This is a genomic window from Vogesella sp. AC12, from assembly GCF_024437575.1.
Lineage (GTDB): Bacteria > Pseudomonadota > Gammaproteobacteria > Burkholderiales > Chromobacteriaceae > Vogesella > Vogesella indigofera.
The window spans coordinates 44,912-62,100 of the sequence record NZ_JANFNU010000003.1; the positions used below are offsets into that span (position 1 = coordinate 44,912).

Genomic DNA, 17,189 nt, shown 5'->3' on the forward strand with positions numbered 1-17,189 from the left:
GATGTTTGATGTTCTCGCCTATCTTCTCGAAGAATTCAACGACCCCGCAGCCTGCCCGGAACGTGACGACCTCGGTCGCCAGCTGGCGGCGGCCGGCTTTGAAAACGAGGAAATCAGCGACGCACTGGACTGGCTGGACGGCCTGAACCAGCTCAATGACGGCAGCTACGACGGTGCCGATGCCGGCAGCGGTTTCCGCTGCTTCAGCGAGCAGGAAAATACCCGCCTCAGCGGCGAGATTCGCGGCCTGATCCTGTTCCTGGAGCACAATGGCGCGCTGTCGCCGGCACAACGCGAAATGCTGATCGACCGCCTGCTGGCGATGCCGGACGACGAGATCTCCCTGCCCAGCGCCAAGCTGGCGGCACTGATGGTGCTGTGGGCACAAGGCGCGGAACTGCCGATCCTGCTCGGCGAAGACCTGCTGTGCGCGCTGCACGGCGAACCCACGATGCAATAAGAACGTGTTCACGATCTAGCGAGCTAGAGCGAGACAAGGCGAAAACGGCTGAGGAAGCGGAATTTACAAGTAGTAAATGAGCATTCCGAAGCCGTTTTCAACGCAGTATTGCCGAAGCGCAGCAGATCGCGAACAGGTTCTAAGCCCCGGCTGCGGACCTCAAAGGTTGGCCGCAGCGGAAAAACGCCCGATCAAGAGCGCAAACCTTGCGCTCTTGTTTTGTTTGATGAATACACAATATTGTCGTGCCCCCCGGCGCACTACCGAAAACAGACCGTTATGCCCTCAAACCTGCTGATTGTCGAATCGCCGTCCAAGGCGAAAACGCTGAAAAAATACCTGGGTCCGGACTTCGAAGTCCTCGCCTCCTACGGTCACGTCCGCGACCTGGTGCCGAAGAACGGCGCCGTCGATCCGGAAAAAGACTTCGCGATGAAATACCAGGTCGTGGCGCGCAACAGCAAGCACGTTGATGCCATCGTCAAGGCAGTGGCCGAGGTGGACCATGTCTATCTGGCGACTGACCCGGACCGCGAAGGCGAGGCGATTTCCTGGCACCTGGTGGAAATCCTCAACAAGAAAAAACTGCTCAAGGACAAGACCGCGCAACGGGTGGTGTTCCACGAGATCACCAAGAACGCGGTGCTGGACGCCATCGCCAACCCGCGCGCCATCGCGCAGGATCTGGTCGACGCGCAGCAGGCACGCCGGGCGCTGGATTACCTGGTCGGCTTCAACCTGTCGCCGCTGCTGTGGAAGAAAATCCGCCGCGGCCTGTCCGCCGGCCGCGTGCAAAGCCCGGCGCTGCGCCTGATCTGCGAACGCGAGAACGAGATCAAGGCCTTCGTCGAGCAGGAATACTGGTCGGTGCACCTGGACAGCCACAAGGGCCGCACCAGGTTCAGCGCCAAGCTGACCACGCTGGCCGGCACCCGGCTCGACCAGTTCGCGCTGCCCAACGAGGCGGAACAGGCCGGCGTGCTGGCCCGGCTGCAGGGCCACGACGCGGTGGTCACCAGCATCGAGAAGAAAAAGAAATCGCGCAGCCCGGCCGCGCCGTTCACCACCTCGACACTGCAGCAGGAGGCGGTGCGCAAGCTGGGCATGACCACCGACCGCGCGATGCGTACCGCGCAGCAGCTGTACGAAGGCGTGGACATCGGCCAGGGCACCGTCGGCCTGATCACCTATATGCGTACCGACTCGGTGGCACTGGCCAACGAGGCGGTCGAGGAAATCCGCGGCTACATCGGCGAGCGCTTCGATACCGAGCACCTGCCGAAAAACCCGGTGGCGTACAAGAACAAGTCCAAGAACGCGCAAGAGGCGCACGAGGCGGTGCGGCCAACCTCCATCCTGCGCACGCCGGAGGCGATGAAGCCGTTCCTGACCTCCGACCAGTTCAAGCTCTACGACATGATCTGGAAGCGGACGCTGGCCTGCCAGATGGCCCCGGCCAAGTTCGACACCACCAGCGTCGACATCAGCGTCGGCGAAGGCATCTTCCGCGCCAGCGGCCAGGTACTGGTGTTCGCCGGTTTCCTGTCGGTGTACGAGGAAGACGTGGATGACGCCGAGGACGAGGAAAACGCCAAGCTGCCGCTGCTGAACGAAGGCGACGCGCTGCCGGTGGACAAGCTGTACGGCGAGCAGCACTTCACCCAGCCGCCACCGCGCTTCTCCGAAGCATCGCTGGTGAAATCGCTGGAAGAGTTCGGCATCGGCCGGCCGTCGACCTACGCCAGCATCATCTCGACGCTGAAGGATCGCGAATACGTGATCCTGGACAAGAAGCGTTTCTACCCGACCGACACCGGCGACATCGTCAACAAGTTCCTGACCGAGCACTTCGCCCAGTACGTCGACTACAACTTCACCGCCAAGCTGGAAAACCAGCTCGACGAAATTGCCAGCGGCACGCGGCAGTGGGTGCCGGTGATGGACAGCTTCTGGAAAGGTTTCTCCAAGCAGCTGACCGAGAAGGAAGGCATCAGCCGCGCCGAAGTCACCACCGAAAGCCTGGACGAAGCCTGCCCGAAATGCAGCAAGCCGCTGTCGATCAAGTTCGGCAAGCGCGGCCGCTTCATCGCCTGTACCGGCTACCCGGACTGCGACTACACCCGCAACGTCGGTGAAACCGCGGAACAGGCCGCCGCCGAGGCGGAGGCGCCGACCATCATCGAAGACCGCACCTGCCCGGAATGCGGCGGCGAGCTGCACATCAAGAAGGGCCGCTACGGCAAGTTCATCGGCTGCGCCAACTATCCGAAGTGCAAGCACATCGAGCCACTGGAAAAACCGCGCGACACCGGCGTGCAGTGCCCGGAATGCAAGACCGGCAGCCTGATCGAGCGCAAGAGCCGCTACGGCAAGCTGTTCTACAGCTGCAACACCTATCCGAAGTGCAAGTACGCGACCTGGAACCCGCCGGTGGCCGAACCGTGCCCGCAGTGTCACTGGCCGATCCTGACCATCAAGACCACCAAGCGCCGCGGCACCGAGAAGGTGTGCCCGCAGAAGGAATGCGGCTACGCCGAACAGATCGCGCCGCCGGAAGGCAAGGAAGAAGCCTGACCCGGCTCCGCCTCAAGACAACGCCGCTGAGCTCAGCGGCGTTTTTTTATGGCCTGTCGCGCGCTTGCGGCCAACATTGGCCGCAAAAAAACCGCCGCGGCGGCAAGGCCGGGCGGCGGTGACGGGGTGAGCGCTGACTCAGGCGCGGGCCACGATCTGCTGCACGCTGCCATCCAGCGCCATCAGGTAGCTCTCCACCTGCAGCTGCGGATGCTTTTGCAGGATCGCCTTGCGCAGCGCCATCAGCGTTTCGGCGTGGACGCGGGTTTCCTTGTCCGGCGCCTGGCCGAAGTCCTCGCCCAGCACCACCTTGTAGGCACCGCAGTCGCGATGGTCGAGCAGCATCACCTTGTGGATGTGGTGCAGGCTGATGGCGACGTCGAGGTGCTCCCAGAACGCGGTATTCCACGCTGGGAACTTGCCGGTCACCGCGCCGAGCGAGGCGCCGGCCAGCACGATGTGGTCGTACTTGTCCTTCATGCCCTTGCCGGCCATGAAGCGCTCGGTGTCGTCGACCAGCCGGTAGTCCATGCACGACAGCAGCAGCGCCTCGGTGCCGCCGGCGGCGTGCGCCGTGCGCGGCAAGAAGCTGCCCAGCAGCGCCGCGGCGCCGCCCATGGCCGCGAGTTTCACGAACTGGCGCCGGCCGATCGGCTGCGCCGCGCTGCCGTGGCAGTCAGCCAGCCGCGAGTGTTGTGCCTGGCACATCGCATTTCCCCTTTCGCATTCCCGCGCGCCAGTGGCGCGGCGGATCAGGCTTTCTTGACGAATTCCGACTTCAGCTGCATGGCGCCGATGCCGTCGATCTTGCAGTCGATGTCGTGATCGCCGTCGACCAGGCGGATGCTCTTCACCTTGGTGCCGACCTTGACCACCAGCGACGAACCCTTGACCTTCAGGTCCTTGATCACGGTCACGCTGTCGCCATCCTGCAGCACATTGCCGTTGGCATCGCGTACCACGCGCTGCGGCTCGGCCTCATCCGTTGCCGCGGCATCGGCGGACCACTCATGGGCGCACTCGGGGCAGACGAACATCGCGCCGTCCTGATAGGTGAATTCCGAGCTGCACTGCGGGCATTGGGGCAAATTAGTCATGCTGTACCTTGTTTCTGAATGTGGCGGCCGCAGCGCCCCGGGCGCATCAACAACCCTGTAAACGGTGCGGTCTTTACGAGTGCCGTATTATCCGCCAGCCACCCCCGTTTTCGCCAGCAAAAGGCGCAGTCTTGTCATTACCGGCTGCCGCGCGCGACGGCCGGCGCGCACGTCGCACTCGCCCTCCCGCCGCGCCGGCGCATGGCGGGTTTGACAACTTACTGATCAGTAAGTATCTTCGCCAGCAAGGCTGACACATAACCAATAATCAACAACTTGCCTTGTGGCCAACCCTGGCCGCAACGCCGCAACCCACACGAGGGCAACACCATGACGGCTTATCCGCACCTGCTGGCACCACTGGATCTGGGCTTCACCACGCTGAAAAACCGCGTGCTGATGGGCTCGATGCACACCGGACTGGAGGAGGCGCCGCAAGGCTTCGAGAAGATGGCGGCGTTCTACGCCGAGCGCGCGCGCGGCGGCGTCGGCCTGATCGTCACCGGCGGCGTCGGCCCCAACGAGGAGGGCCGCGTGGCCGAGGGCGCGTCGATGCTGGCCGACGCACACGAGGTCCCGCAGCACCGCATCGTCACCGACGCGGTGCACGCCGCCGGCGGCAAGATCGCGCTGCAGATCCTGCACACCGGCCGCTACAGCTACCAGGAACAGCTGGTATCGGCCTCGCCGATCTGCGCGCCGATCAACTTCTACCGCCCGCGCGAGATGTCGGAAGACGACATCCAGCGCACCATCGCCGATTTCGCCCGCTGCGCCAAGCTGGCGCAGGACGCCGGCTACGACGGTGTGGAGGTGATGGGTTCGGAAGGCTATCTGATCAACCAGTTCATCGTGCGCCACACCAACAAGCGCACCGACGACTGGGGCGGCAGCTTCGACAACCGCATCCGCTTCGCGCTGGAAGTGCTGCGTGCGGTGCGGGCCGCGGTCGGCGCCGAATTCATCATCATCTACCGGCTGTCGATGCTGGACCTGGTCAACGACGGCAGCAGCTGGGACGAGGTGGTGCAGCTGGCGCAGCAGGTGGAACAGGCCGGCGCCACCATCATCAACACCGGCATCGGCTGGCACGAGGCGCGGGTGCCGACCATCGCCACCAGCGTGCCGCGCGGCGGCTTTGCCTGGGTCACCAAACGGCTGATGGGCAAGGTGGGCATTCCGCTGATCACCACCAACCGCATCAACACCCCCGAAGTGGCCGAAGACATCCTCGCCAGCGGCTGTGCCGACATGGTGTCGATGGCACGGCCCTTCCTCGCCGATGCCGAGTTCGTGAACAAGGCTGCACAGGGCCGCAGCGACGAGATCAACACCTGCATCGGCTGCAACCAGGCCTGTCTCGACCACATTTTCCAGGGCAAGCTGACCAGCTGCCTGGTCAACCCGCGCGCCTGCCGCGAGACCGAACTCAACTATCTGCCAACCACCACGCCGAAAAAACTGGCGGTGGTCGGCGCCGGCCCCGCCGGCATGGCGTTTGCCACCATCGCCGCCGGGCGCGGCCACGCGGTGACGCTGTTCGACAGCGCCAGCGAGATCGGCGGCCAGTTCAATGTCGCCAAGCAGATCCCGGGCAAGGAAGAGTTCCACGAGACGCTGCGCTACTTCGCGCGCCGTATCGAACTGACCGGCGTCACGCTGCGGCTGAACCAGCGCGTGAGCGCCGCCGAGCTGCAAGGCTTTGACGAGGTGATCCTCGCCACCGGCATCGCGCCGCGGCTACCGGCGATCCCCGGCATCGAACACCCGAAGGTGCTGAGCTACCTCGACGTGCTCAAGCACGGCAAGAAGGTTGGCCGCAAGGTGGCGATCATCGGTGCCGGCGGCATCGGCTTCGATACCGCCGAATTCCTCAGCCACGAGGGCCAATCCAGTTCGCTGGATACCGCCGCCTTCATGCGCGAGTGGGGGGTGGACATGCAGCTGGCGCACGCCGGCGGCCTGGCGCCGCAGGGGCCGCAGCCGCACCCCAGCCCGCGCGAGATCTACCTGCTGCAGCGCAAGAGCAGCAAGGTCGGCGACGGGCTGGGCAAGACCACCGGCTGGATCCACCGCGCCAGCCTGCAGATGAAGAAGGTGCAGATGATTGCCGGTGTCAGCTACGACAAGATCGACGATGCCGGGCTGCACGTGACCATCAAGGGCGAAGCGCAGGTATTGGCGGTGGACAACGTCATCGTCTGCGCCGGGCAGGATCCGCTGCGCGAACTGCAGCAGCCCTTGCTTGCCGCCGGCAAGACGGTGCACCTGATCGGCGGCGCCGATGTCGCCGCCGAGCTGGACGCCAAGCGCGCCATCGACCAAGGCGCGCGGCTGGCCGCCAGCATCTGAGCACCGGATAGCGCCCGTCCGGCGTGCCGTCACGGCGCGCCGGGTGCGGCCGGTGCCATCTCCCCCGCTTGCGGCCAACCTGCGCCCAAGGTTGGCCGCAAGACTTCATTGCTCATTGCAACGGCATTGTTGTGCATTGCCGCATTTCGATAGATTTTTCACCTCGTTTGCGCCAGATCAGTTCCCGTTTTTGCACCCGCCGCGTATTTGCTTCATCATTGGCGAGGCAATCGCGCAATTAAATTCCATTGTCATTGACGATCCTGCCATCGTGTCCATGCCGCAGCGCGCCATGGCGACCCAACGATAACGAGACTGGATGGATGGCCAAGAACCTACTGACCGCCGGCCTGCTGTGGCTGTGCCTGCTGCCAAGCGCGCACGCCGCCGCCTCGCTGGTGCTGGGCGTGGTGCCCTATATGTCGGCCCGCAAGCTGGCCACGCTGTACGAACCGCTGCGCGCCGAGCTGGAACGCACCCTGCAGCAACCGGTGACGCTGGAAAGCGCCGCCGACTACAGTTTTTTCCTCGAGCGCACGCGCCAGGGGCGCTACGACATCATCGCCACCTCGCCCTACTTCGGCCGCCTGGCGCAGCTGGAGCAGGACTACCAGCCGCTGGCGCGACCGCTGGCCGACCTGGAGCCGCTGCTGGTCACCCGCCGTGACGGCATCCGCGAGTTGGCGCAGCTGCGCGGCCAGACGGTGTCGACCAGCGACCGTCTGGCCAACCTGACCCTGGCGGCACAGCGCTACCTGAGCCAGGCCGGCTATCACCCCGGCCAGCACCTCGTCATCCACCCCACCGGCAGCCACGCCAATTCGCTGGCGGCGCTGCTGAGCGGCGAGTCGGCGGCCGCCATCATCTCGGTCAGCGCGCTGCACCAGTTCGGCGGCGACATCCATACCAGGATCCGCATCCTGGCCCGGCTGCCGCACACCACGCCGCAGCTGTACCTCGGCCACAAGCGCCTCGGCAGCGCGCGGCTGGCACGGTTGCAGCAACAGCTGCTGACCTTTGCCAATGACACGCCGCAGGGGCGCGCCTTCAGCCGCGACCTCAACCACGGCGGCCTGCGCCCGGTCAGCGAGCAGGACATGCGCGCGCTGGACCCGTTCGTCCGGGATCTGAAAGGGCTGCTGCGATAATGCGTCTGCCGCTGCGTCCCCGTTCGCTGAAATGGGCCATCATCCCGGTACTGCTGCTGATCCAGCTGCTGGTCTTTGCCGGCATTGCCTGGCAGAGCGTGCGCGTGCTGCAGGACACCGCGGTGGCGCAGGCACAACTGCGCACCCGCAGCCTGCACAGTGAGCTGCAGGCGGCGCTGATCGCGCCGTTGCTGGAGCGCGACTTCATCACGCTGCAGGAGATCGCCAGCGAGCTGACCCACGGTGGCGACATCGCCTACCTGATCATCCGCGACTCCAGCGGCAAGGAGCTGGCGCGCGCCGGCCTCGCCGACGGCCTGCAGCCGCAAGCGGACCGCTCGCTGCCGGACAGCGACGACGACATCTTCGACACCCGCTTCAAGATCAGCCAGGGCCAGATCCAGGCCGGCCTGCGGCAGAGCGAATCCAGCCGCATGCTCAGTGGCCTCGCGCAGCGCACCGGGCCGCTGATCGTCGCCGGCATCATCCTCGCCACCGGCTGGATGATCTGGGTCACGCTGTGGCTGAGCCGGCGGCTGCAATACCTGTCCCTCGCCGCCGAGGCACTGGGGCAAGGCAAGCTGCTGACGCGGGCGCCGGAAAGCCGCCACGACGAGATCGGCCGCCTCGGCGCCGCCTTCAACCGCATGGCGGCGGCGGTGCAGTCCGCCGACGAGCACTGGGCCAAGAGCCAGCGCTTTGCCGACATGCTGCTGATGGCGATCCCGATCCCGATGTTCTACAAGGACGCGCAGGGGCGCTTCCTCGGCTGCAACGCCGCCTTCACCCGCGTCACCGGCTACGGCCGCATCGACATCCGCGGCAAGACCCCGGCCGAGCTGTGGCCGGCCGACATCGCCGCGGTGCACTGTCTGCACGACGCCGAGCTGCTCGCCGGCCAGCCGCACCTCGACTACCAGGCCAGCATCGTCACCCAGCGCCAGCAGCGCCGCGAGGTGATCCTGTCCAAGGACGTGTTCTACAACGACCACGGCGACATCGCCGGCATCATCGGCGCCTGGAACGACATCACCGAGCAGACCCGCGCCGAAGAACGGCTGCGGCTGCTGGCCGGCGTGTTCAAGCACTCCCACGACGGCATCATCATTGCCGATGCCCGCGGCCGGCTGCTGGACGTCAACCGCGCCTGCTGCAGCATCACCGGCTACGAGCGCGACGAGCTGATCGGCCATACCCCGCGCAAGCTGCAGTCGGCACGCCACGACTCGGTGTTCTACCTCGCCATGCGCGACAAGCTGCAGAGCAGCGGCCACTGGCAGGGCGAGATCTGGAACCGGCGCAAGGATGGCGAGGTGGCACCGCTGCTGCTGTCGGTGTCGGTGATCCACGACCAGTCCGGCAATGTGCGCCACTACATCGCGGTGTTCGCCGACATCACGGTGATGAAGGCGCAGGAAAACCGGCTGGCGCAGATGGCGCACCACGACCCGCTCACCCAGCTACCCAACCGCGTGCTGCTGGCCGACCGCATGAAGGTGGCCATCGCCCAGGCGCAGCACAGCGGCCACTGGCTGGCGATCTGTTTCATGGATCTGGACGGTTTCAAGGCGGTCAACGACCGCTACGGCCACGAGGTCGGCGACCGCCTACTGGTGCAGGTCGCCGAGCGGCTGCAGCACACGCTGCAGGGCGGCGACACCCTGGCGCGGCTGGGCGGCGACGAATTCGTGCTGCTGCTGTCCGGCCTGCCCGACCTGCAGACCTGCCGCCACAGCCTGCAGCGGGTACTGGACACCGTCGCCCACCCGGTCTTGCTGGGGGACATCCATATCGAGATCTCGGCCAGCATCGGCGTCACGCTGTATCCGCAGGACGAGCAGGATCCGGACACCCTGCTGCGCCACGCCGACCAGGCGATGTACCAGGCCAAGGAAAAGGGTCGCAACGGCTACCAGATCTTCGACGCCGAGCACGACCGCCAGAGCCGCTTCCGCCAGGAAGGGCTGGGGCGGCTGGCGCAGGCGCTGCAGCAAGGCGAGCTGTGCCTGTTCTACCAGCCCAAGGTCAATATGCGCGACGGCAGCGTGGTCGGCGCCGAGGCACTGATGCGCTGGCAGCATCCGGACAAGGGCCTGCTGACCCCGGCCCACTTCCTCGACGACGCCGAAGGCAGCCCGCTGGACATCGCGCTGGGCGAATGGGTGCTGCGCAGCGCGCTGGCGCAGATGCGCTTCTGGCAGGCGCAGGGCATGACGCTGCCGGTCAGCGTCAACATCTCCGCCTATCACCTGCAGCAGGACAACTTCGCCGAACGGCTGGCAGCGCTGCTGGCGGAATACCCGGAGCTGCCGGCCGGGATGCTGGAAATCGAGGTACTGGAAAGCACCGCGCTGAAGGACATCACCCGCGTCGGCGCGCTGATGACCACCTGCCGCGAGCTGGGGGTGGAGTTCTCGCTCGACGACTTTGGCACCGGCTACTCCTCGCTGCTGTACCTGAAGCGGCTGCCGGCCGGCAAGCTGAAGATCGACCAGTCCTTCATCCGCGACATGCACGAGGACGGCGACGACCTCGCCATCGTGCAGGGCATCATCGGGTTGTCGGAGGCGTTCAGCCGCTCGGTGGTGGCCGAGGGCGTGGAAAGCATCGAGCACGGCAGCCTGCTGCTGCACATCGGCTGCGACCACGCGCAGGGCTTCGGCATCGCGCGGCCGATGCCGGCGGACGCGCTGCTGGGCTGGGCGCAGCAGTGGCAGGGCGCCGCCGCCTGGCAGCTGGCCAGCAAACGGCGCTGGACCGGCGACGACACCAAGCTGTTCAACCTGGAGCTGGCGCACCGCCAGGCCAGCAACCGCCTGATCGACTGGCTGCAGCAGGGATCGCGCGAGCTGCCGCAGCAGGAGAACGGCAACAGCTACCGCGACTTCGACAACTGGTATCACGGTGCCGGCAGCGCCTACTTCGGCCAGCACCCGCTGTACCACCGCATCGGCCAGCTGCACCAGCAGCTGTACACCCTGAACGAGCGGGTACTGACCTGGCGCCAGTTCGAACTGCAGGATGCCGACGAGCAGACCGTGAGCCAGCTGCAGCAACTGCGCGACGAACTGCAGCAACAGGTGCGCCAGCTGCTGGATGCGCCGGCGACCGCCGCGGCAGCGGCGAAAAGCGCCGCCGAAGTGATGATCTGAGCGGCGGCGTCAGCGCGCCCGCCGCCTCAGCGCCAGATGCCCAGGGTTGGCCGCAACGCCGTCAGCGCAGCGGCAACGCCTTCATCAGCTCCGCCTCGCTCACCAGCCCGGCGAGGCGCGCCAGCGGCCGGCCCTGTTCGTCCAGCACCACGGTAAACGGCAGCCCGCCGCTGCGGTTGCCCAGCGCGCGCATCAGCGCGATGCCCTCGCCGTCGCTCATCAGCACCGGATAGCTGACCGGCAGCTGCTTCAGGTAGGCCGCCACCTCGCCCGGCTGGTCCAGCGCGATGCCAACGAAGCGCACCTGGCGTGCGGCCAACCTTGGCGCCAGCGCCGACAGCAGCGGCATCTCCTTGCGGCACGGCGCACACCAGGTGGCCCAGAAATTCACCACCGTGGTCTTGCCCTGGTAGCGGGCAAAGCTGGCCGGCTTGCCGTTAAGCTCGGTCAGCACGGCGCTGTCCAGCAGGCCACCGGCCACGGCACCCAGCGGCAGCAGCAACAGGCCGCCCAGCAGCAGGCGGCACGAAAGCATGGTTTTTACAGACATCAGTTTATTCCGGAGTAATGCGTCAGATGGCGTTAGATCGCCACCAGTACGCCACAGTTCAGCGCGGCACGGCCGCGGCTTCGTGATAGAATGGTCGATTCCCCTTCTGTTGACGCACGGGCCATGTCCATTCTCGTTTGCGGGGCGCTAGCCTACGACACGCTGTTCAATTTCGAAGACCGCTTCGATAACCATATTCTGCCCGATCAGCTGCACAAGATCTCGACCACCTTCAAGGTGCCGACCATGCGCCGCGAGTTTGGCGGCCCGGCCGGCAACATCGCCTACAGCCTGTGCCTGCTCGGCGAGACGCCGCTGGTGATGGGCGCGGTGGGCGAGGACTTCGAGCCCTACCGCCAGCACCTGAAGCGCGCCGGCGTCGACGACCGCTTCATCCGCACCATCCGCGGCCAGTACACCTCGCAGTGCTTCGGCATCGCCGACAAGGATGGCAACCAGCTGATGGCCTTCCATCCCGGCGCCATGGACCACGCCACCGTCAACCACATCGCCGACGTGCCACAGCGCATCGAGGTGGCGATTGTATCGCCTGGCGGCCACGCCGCCTTCCTGCAGCACACCCGCGAGCTGCACGAGGCCGGCATCCCGTTCATCTTCGACCCCGGTCAGGAGCTGCCGCTGTTGTCGCGCGAGGAACTGAACGAGATCGTGGAACTGGCCAGCTATGTCGCCATCAACGACTACGAGAGCGAGCTGATGCGCGAACGCGCCGGGCTGCCGGTGGAAGTGCTGGCCGGCAAGGTCGAGGCGCTGATCGTCACCCGCGGCTCCAAGGGCGCCGAGATCTACGCCGATGACACCATCCACCTGATTCCGCGGGTGCAGATGCCGATCAAGCCGCTCGATCCGATGGGCTGCGGCGACGCCTTCCGCGCCGGCCTGCTGTACGGCATCAAGCAGGGGCTGGACTGGAAAACCACCGGCCGCCTCGCCAATGTCATCGGCGCGATCAAGGTCACCAGCCACGGCCCGCAGAACCACTTTTTCGACTGGGAAAAACTGCGCGCGCTGTACCAGCAGGCCTATAACGAACCGTGGCCGCTGTAAGCCGCCCGCGCTGAATCCGACTGGCGACCATCGGCGCGATGGCAGGCCGGCAACTGCCGCAGGCGACGGCATTTGCCGGCCTGTTTGCATTTTGACTTGAATAAGCCCTGTCGCGACCCCACCATCCTGCAGTTAAACTGACACTCATCGATTGACGGGCAAGAGAGGGATTCATGACTGTACCGCACCTGACCACGGCACTCACCGGACCGTTACTGGAACTGGAAAGCCGCATCCTGGCGGCACAGCCGCACATCGAGCACTGGTTCCGCAAGCAGTGGAACAACCATGCCGCCCCGTTCTACGGCTCGGTTGACCTGCGCAACAGCGGTTTCAAGCTGGCTCCGGTGGACATGAACCTCTTTCCCGGCGGCTTCAACAATCTGAATCCTGACTTCCTGCCGCTGGCGGTGCAGGCGGCGCAGAGCGCGGTGGAGCGAGCCTGTCCGGAGGCCAAGAGCATCCTGCTGATCCCGGAAAACCACACCCGCAACACCTACTACCTGCAGAACGTGGCGGCGCTGGTGCACATTTTCCAGCAGGCCGGACTGAAGGTGCGCCTGGGCTCGCTGAACCCTGAAATCACCGAACCGACGCAGCTGACTGCCGCCAACGGCGACATCATCACCGTCGAGCCGCTGGAGCGGCGCGGCAACCGCGTGGTGCTGGCCGACGGTTTCAGCCCCTGCATCGTGCTGCTCAACAACGACCTCTCCGCCGGCCTGCCCGACATCCTGAAGAACATCGAACAGAACCTGCTGCCGCCGCTGCACGCCGGCTGGGCGGTGCGGCGCAAGACCAACCACTTTGCCGCCTACGACAAGGTGGTCGCCGACTTCGCGCAGATGCTGTCGATCGACCCGTGGCTGATCAACCCCTACTTCTTCGCCGCCAAGGGCCTCGACTTCCAGTCGCGCCAGGGCGAGGACCAGCTGGCCGAGCTGGTGGAACAGATGCTGGAAAAAATCCGCATCAAGTACCGCGAGTACGGCATCAGCCACGAGCCCTACGTGATCGTGAAGGCCGACGCCGGCACCTACGGCATGGGCATCATGAGCGTGAAGAGCGGCGACGAGGTACGCGGCCTCAACCGCAAGGCGCGCAACAAGATGGCGGTGGTGAAGGAAGGACTGGAAGTCAACGAAGTCATCGTGCAGGAAGGGGTGTACACCTTCGAATGCGTCAACGACGGCGTCGCCGAGCCGGTGGTGTACATGATGGACCGCTACGTGATCGGCGGCTTCTACCGCGTGCACACCGGGCGCGGCGTCGACGAGAACCTCAACGCCCCCGGCATGCAGTTCGTGCCGCTGTCGTTCGAAGAGCACTGCCTGCCCGACCACAAGGCGGCGCCGAACGACGCCCCCAACCGCTTCTACGCCTACGGCGTGATCGCACGGCTGGCGATGCTGGCCGCCGCGCTGGAGCTGGAAGCGACCGACCCTGACGCCGAGTGAGGCCCGAATGAAAATCCTGTTCATTGCCGACCCGCTGGCCGGCTTCAAGATCAAGAAAGACAGCACCTTCGCGATGATGGAAGCGGCGGCGGCACGCCAGCACGCGATCTACTTCTGCGAGGCGCGCGACATCGCCATCGAGGGCGGCCGCATCCAGGCCGACGTCGTCAGCGTCAGCCTCACCGGCAAGGACGGCAAGGACTGGTTCCGCGCCAGCGACGGGCAGCGCCTGCCGCTGAATTCGTTCAGCGCGGTGGTGATGCGCAAGGACCCGCCGTTCGACCTGGAATACCTGTACGCCACCCAGCTGCTGACGCTGGCCGAGGCCGAGGGTGCGCGCGTGTTCAACAAGGGCCAGGCGCTGCGCGACTTCAACGAGAAGCTGGCCATCCTCAACTTTGCCGAGTTCACCGCACCGACGCTGGTCACCTCGCAGCCGTCGCGGCTGCTGGCCTTCGTGCGCCAGCACCACGACGCCATCCTCAAGCCGCTGGACGGCATGGGTGGCAGCAGCATCTTCCGCGCGCGGCCGGACGACCCGAACCTGAACGTGATCATCGAAACCCTGTCCGAACAGGGCCAGCGCACCATCATGGCGCAGCGCTACATCCCGGAAATCCGCGACGGCGACAAGCGCATCCTGGTGATCGACGGCGTGCCGGTCGACTACTGCCTGGCGCGCATCCCGCAGGGCGGCGACAACCGCGGCAACCTCGCCGCCGGCGGCCGTGGCGAAGTGCGGCCGCTGAGCGCGCGCGACCGCGAGATCGCCGAGGGGCTGGCGCCGGAGCTGAAACGGCGCGGCATCCTGCTGGCCGGGCTGGACGTGATCGGCAACTACCTGACCGAGGTCAACGTCACCAGCCCGACATGTTTCCGTGAAATCATGAACCACAGCGACATCGACGTCGCCGGCCTGTTCATCGATGCGCTGGAACGCGCGGTGACGGAACGGCGCTGATGCGGCCAACCTGCTTCACCACAAGGGCGGCGCTGGCCGCCCTTGTCATGTCCGGCCTTGCCGCCTGCAGCGAGCCGCCACCGCCGTGGCAGCAGGAAAGCTACGTGTTCGGCACCCGTGTCGAGCTGAAGCTCAACGCCGCCACACCGCAGCAGGCACAGCAGGCCGCCGCCGCGGTGCTGGCCGAGCTGGACCGCCTGCACCGGCTGCTGCACCCGTGGCAGCCGGACAGCGACGCCGGCCGCCTGAACCACGCCCTCGCCGCCGGCCAGCCGTACCGGCCGTCGCCGGAGCTGCTGGAACTGCTGCGCAGCGGACAGGTGCTGGAGGCGCGCAGCGACGGGCTGTTCTCGCCGGCGATCGGCCGGCTGGTGGCACTGTGGGGCTTTCACCAGGACACGCCGGCCAGCACGGCCGTGGACATGACGGCGATGCAGGCACTGGTTGCGAGCCGGCCGCGGCTGCGCGACCTGCACATCAGCGCCGACGGCGAGGTGCGCAGCGACAAGCGCACGGTGCAGGTCGACGTCGGCGGCATGGCCAAGGGCTGGGCGCTGGATCGCGCGCGGCGGCAATTGCAGGCCGCCGGCATCCGTTCAGCGTTGCTTAATATTGGCGGCAATATCATGGCGCTGGGGCAGAAAGCCGACGGCACGCCGTGGCAGGTCGGCATCCGCCACCCGCGCCGCAACGAGGCGATGGCGACGCTGCCGCTGTACGACGGCGAGGCGATCGGTACCTCCGGCGACTACCAGCGCCATGTGCTGCGCGACGGTCGCCGCCATTGCCACCTGATCGACCCGCGCGACGGCAACAGCGACTGCCGCCAGCAGTCGGCGACGGTGCTGATCGCGCCGGCAAGCGATGCCGGGCTGCGCTCCGACGTCGCCAGCAAACCGCTGTATCTGGACGGGCCAGGGTTGGCCGCACGCCATGCGCGCGCGCTGGGCGTGGCCGGCTGGCTGCTGATCGACGGACAGGGCCGCGCGTGGCTGGACCCCGCGCTGGCCGCACGGCTGCACTGGCGCGTAGCGCCGGACAGCATTACCGAAACAGGAAACGGATGACACCGCATCAAGAAAGCCCGTTCAAGGGCAAGACCGGCGTACGCCGCCTGCTGAATGCCTTCGGCTACTCGCTGGACGGCCTGCGCGCCGCCTTCCGCCACGAGGACGCCTTCCGCCAGCTGTCGCTGCTGGCGCTGCTGCTGGTGCCGCTGGCGCTGTTCGTGGTCGACGCCACGCCGCTGGCACGCGCGCTGCTGGTGGCCAGCTCCATCGCCACGCTGATCATCGAGCTGCTCAATTCCGCGATCGAGGCGGCGGTGGACCACACCTCGCTGGAACGCCACCCGCTGGCCAAGCGCGCCAAGGACATGGGCAGCGCGGCGCAGCTGCTCGGCCTCGTCAACCTGCTACTGGTCTGGGGACTGGTGCTATTTGGCTGAACGGCAGACGCGGTTGAGCCAGGCCAGCAGATCGGCCTCGAACTCGGCGCGGTTGGTCTCGTGGTGCATCTCGTGGCGGGCGCCGGGATACACCGTCACCGTCACGTCGCGCAGCCCGGCCTTGCGGTAGCGCCGCGCCAGCTGGCCGAGGCCGAACTTGCCGAGGCTGACCGGATCGCGGCTGCCGGCCTGCAGCCACACCGGGCAATCGTGCAGGCCGCGCCCGGCGGCCTCGCCCTGCTCCAGCGCGATGATGCCGCCGAACAGGTCGATCCACAGCTGCGGTGTCGGAAACTGGCCGCACAGCGGATCGGCGAGATAGGCGTCCACCTGCGCCGCATCGCGCGACAGCCAGTCCAGCGTGGTGCGCGTCGGCATGAAGCCGAGATTGAAGCTGCCGAACACCAGCGCCGTCATCAGCCTGCTGGGGCTGGCGGCGCCGCCCAGCCTTGCGGCCAACCTTGCCACGCCGCGCATCAGCCGTGCCAGCACCCGCTGGCGATAGCCGGTGGCGGACAGCACCATGCCGGACAGGCGCTGGCCGTAGCGCAGGAAAAAGGCGCGCGCCACGAAGCTGCCCATGCTGTGGCCGTACAGCACCAGCGGGGTCTGCGGATGTGCCGCCGCGGCATGATCGACCACCTCGCGCAGGTCATCGACCACCAACGACCAGCCGTCGTGCGCGGCGAACCAGCCCGGCAGCGGCGCCTCGCGGCCGTGGCCGCGGTGGTTGTGGGCGTAGACCCAGTAACCGGCGGCCGCCAGCCGCCCGGCCAGCACGTCGTAGCGCTCGGCGTGCTCGCTCATGCCGTGGGCAATCACCAGCACGCCGCGCGGCGCCTGCTGCGTCGGCCAAGACACACCGTGGATCACGTGACCATCGCTGGCCGTCAGCTGAAAAGGCTTCATCGCACACCCTGCAA

Annotated in this window: 14 protein-coding genes; 10 read left to right on the top strand and 4 right to left on the bottom strand. The window is 66.5% G+C overall.

Annotation, left to right across the window (positions count from 1 at the left end; translation table 11 throughout):
• Position 1 precedes the first annotated feature (1 nt).
• Positions 2–460: a DUF494 family protein gene (locus NOM55_RS06575; protein WP_255907963.1), complete on the top strand. Its 459-nt coding sequence runs from the start codon at positions 2–4 to the stop codon at positions 458–460.
• 279 nt (positions 461–739) lie between these two features.
• On the top strand, positions 740–3,034 hold the full coding sequence (topA, locus tag NOM55_RS06580) for a type I DNA topoisomerase (protein WP_255907964.1): 2,295 nt from the start codon (positions 740–742) through the stop codon (positions 3,032–3,034).
• Between the two features lie 138 nt (positions 3,035–3,172).
• Here the strand turns inward: topA and NOM55_RS06585 are convergent, their stop codons facing one another.
• Together NOM55_RS06585 and NOM55_RS06590 are read right to left on the bottom strand one after the other, a co-directional pair.
• Positions 3,173–3,742 (bottom strand): carbonic anhydrase, encoded by a 570-nt coding sequence (locus NOM55_RS06585; protein ID WP_255907965.1) that lies wholly within the window; start codon positions 3,740–3,742, stop codon positions 3,173–3,175.
• Between the two features lie 44 nt (positions 3,743–3,786).
• On the bottom strand, positions 3,787–4,131 hold the full coding sequence (locus tag NOM55_RS06590; protein WP_255907966.1) for a zinc ribbon domain-containing protein YjdM: 345 nt from the start codon (positions 4,129–4,131) through the stop codon (positions 3,787–3,789).
• 330 nt (positions 4,132–4,461) lie between these two features.
• On the opposite strand from NOM55_RS06590, the gene NOM55_RS06595 reads away from it, so the two are divergent.
• The 3 genes from NOM55_RS06595 (at position 4,462) to NOM55_RS06605 (ending at position 10,783) form a co-directional block, all read left to right on the top strand.
• Complete coding sequence (locus NOM55_RS06595) at positions 4,462–6,483, top strand: NADPH-dependent 2,4-dienoyl-CoA reductase (protein WP_255907967.1); 2,022 nt, start codon at positions 4,462–4,464, stop codon at positions 6,481–6,483.
• Between the two features lie 323 nt (positions 6,484–6,806).
• On the top strand, positions 6,807–7,631 hold the full coding sequence (locus tag NOM55_RS06600) for a phosphate/phosphite/phosphonate ABC transporter substrate-binding protein (RefSeq protein WP_120810180.1): 825 nt from the start codon (positions 6,807–6,809) through the stop codon (positions 7,629–7,631).
• Complete coding sequence (locus NOM55_RS06605; protein ID WP_255907968.1) at positions 7,631–10,783, top strand: EAL domain-containing protein; 3,153 nt, start codon at positions 7,631–7,633, stop codon at positions 10,781–10,783. Before NOM55_RS06600 ends, NOM55_RS06605 begins: the two co-directional genes overlap by 1 nt.
• 61 nt (positions 10,784–10,844) lie before the next feature.
• On the opposite strand, the gene NOM55_RS06610 is transcribed toward NOM55_RS06605, so the two are convergent.
• Positions 10,845–11,333: a TlpA disulfide reductase family protein gene (locus NOM55_RS06610; RefSeq protein ID WP_255907969.1), complete on the bottom strand. Its 489-nt coding sequence runs from the start codon at positions 11,331–11,333 to the stop codon at positions 10,845–10,847.
• A gap of 123 nt (positions 11,334–11,456) precedes the next feature.
• Here NOM55_RS06610 and NOM55_RS06615 point away from each other — a divergent pair, with 123 nt between their 5' ends.
• The 5 genes from NOM55_RS06615 (at position 11,457) to NOM55_RS06635 (ending at position 16,266) form a co-directional block, all read left to right on the top strand.
• Entirely contained in the window at positions 11,457–12,401 is a 945-nt protein-coding gene (locus NOM55_RS06615; protein WP_120810183.1) for a carbohydrate kinase family protein, read from the top strand.
• Between the two features lie 173 nt (positions 12,402–12,574).
• A complete protein-coding gene (gene gshA, locus NOM55_RS06620) occupies positions 12,575–13,858 on the top strand; it encodes a glutamate--cysteine ligase (RefSeq protein WP_047966630.1) in 1,284 nt (427 codons plus the stop codon).
• A 7-nt stretch (positions 13,859–13,865) separates the two neighbouring features.
• Positions 13,866–14,819, top strand: a complete 954-nt coding sequence (gshB, locus tag NOM55_RS06625) for a glutathione synthase (protein ID WP_120810185.1) — start codon at positions 13,866–13,868, stop codon at positions 14,817–14,819.
• Positions 14,820–14,866: 47 nt separating this feature from the next.
• Positions 14,867–15,886, top strand: coding sequence for an FAD:protein FMN transferase (locus tag NOM55_RS06630; protein WP_255907970.1), 1,020 nt, complete (start codon positions 14,867–14,869; stop codon positions 15,884–15,886).
• Positions 15,883–16,266, top strand: coding sequence for a diacylglycerol kinase (locus tag NOM55_RS06635; RefSeq protein WP_120810187.1), 384 nt, complete (start codon positions 15,883–15,885; stop codon positions 16,264–16,266). The genes NOM55_RS06630 and NOM55_RS06635 overlap by 4 nt, the downstream gene beginning before the upstream one ends.
• Here the strand turns inward: NOM55_RS06635 and NOM55_RS06640 are convergent.
• Complete coding sequence (locus tag NOM55_RS06640) at positions 16,255–17,175, bottom strand: alpha/beta hydrolase (protein WP_120810188.1); 921 nt, start codon at positions 17,173–17,175, stop codon at positions 16,255–16,257. The two genes, NOM55_RS06635 and NOM55_RS06640, sit on opposite strands and share 12 nt — an antisense overlap.
• Positions 17,176–17,189: the final 14 nt, after the last annotated feature.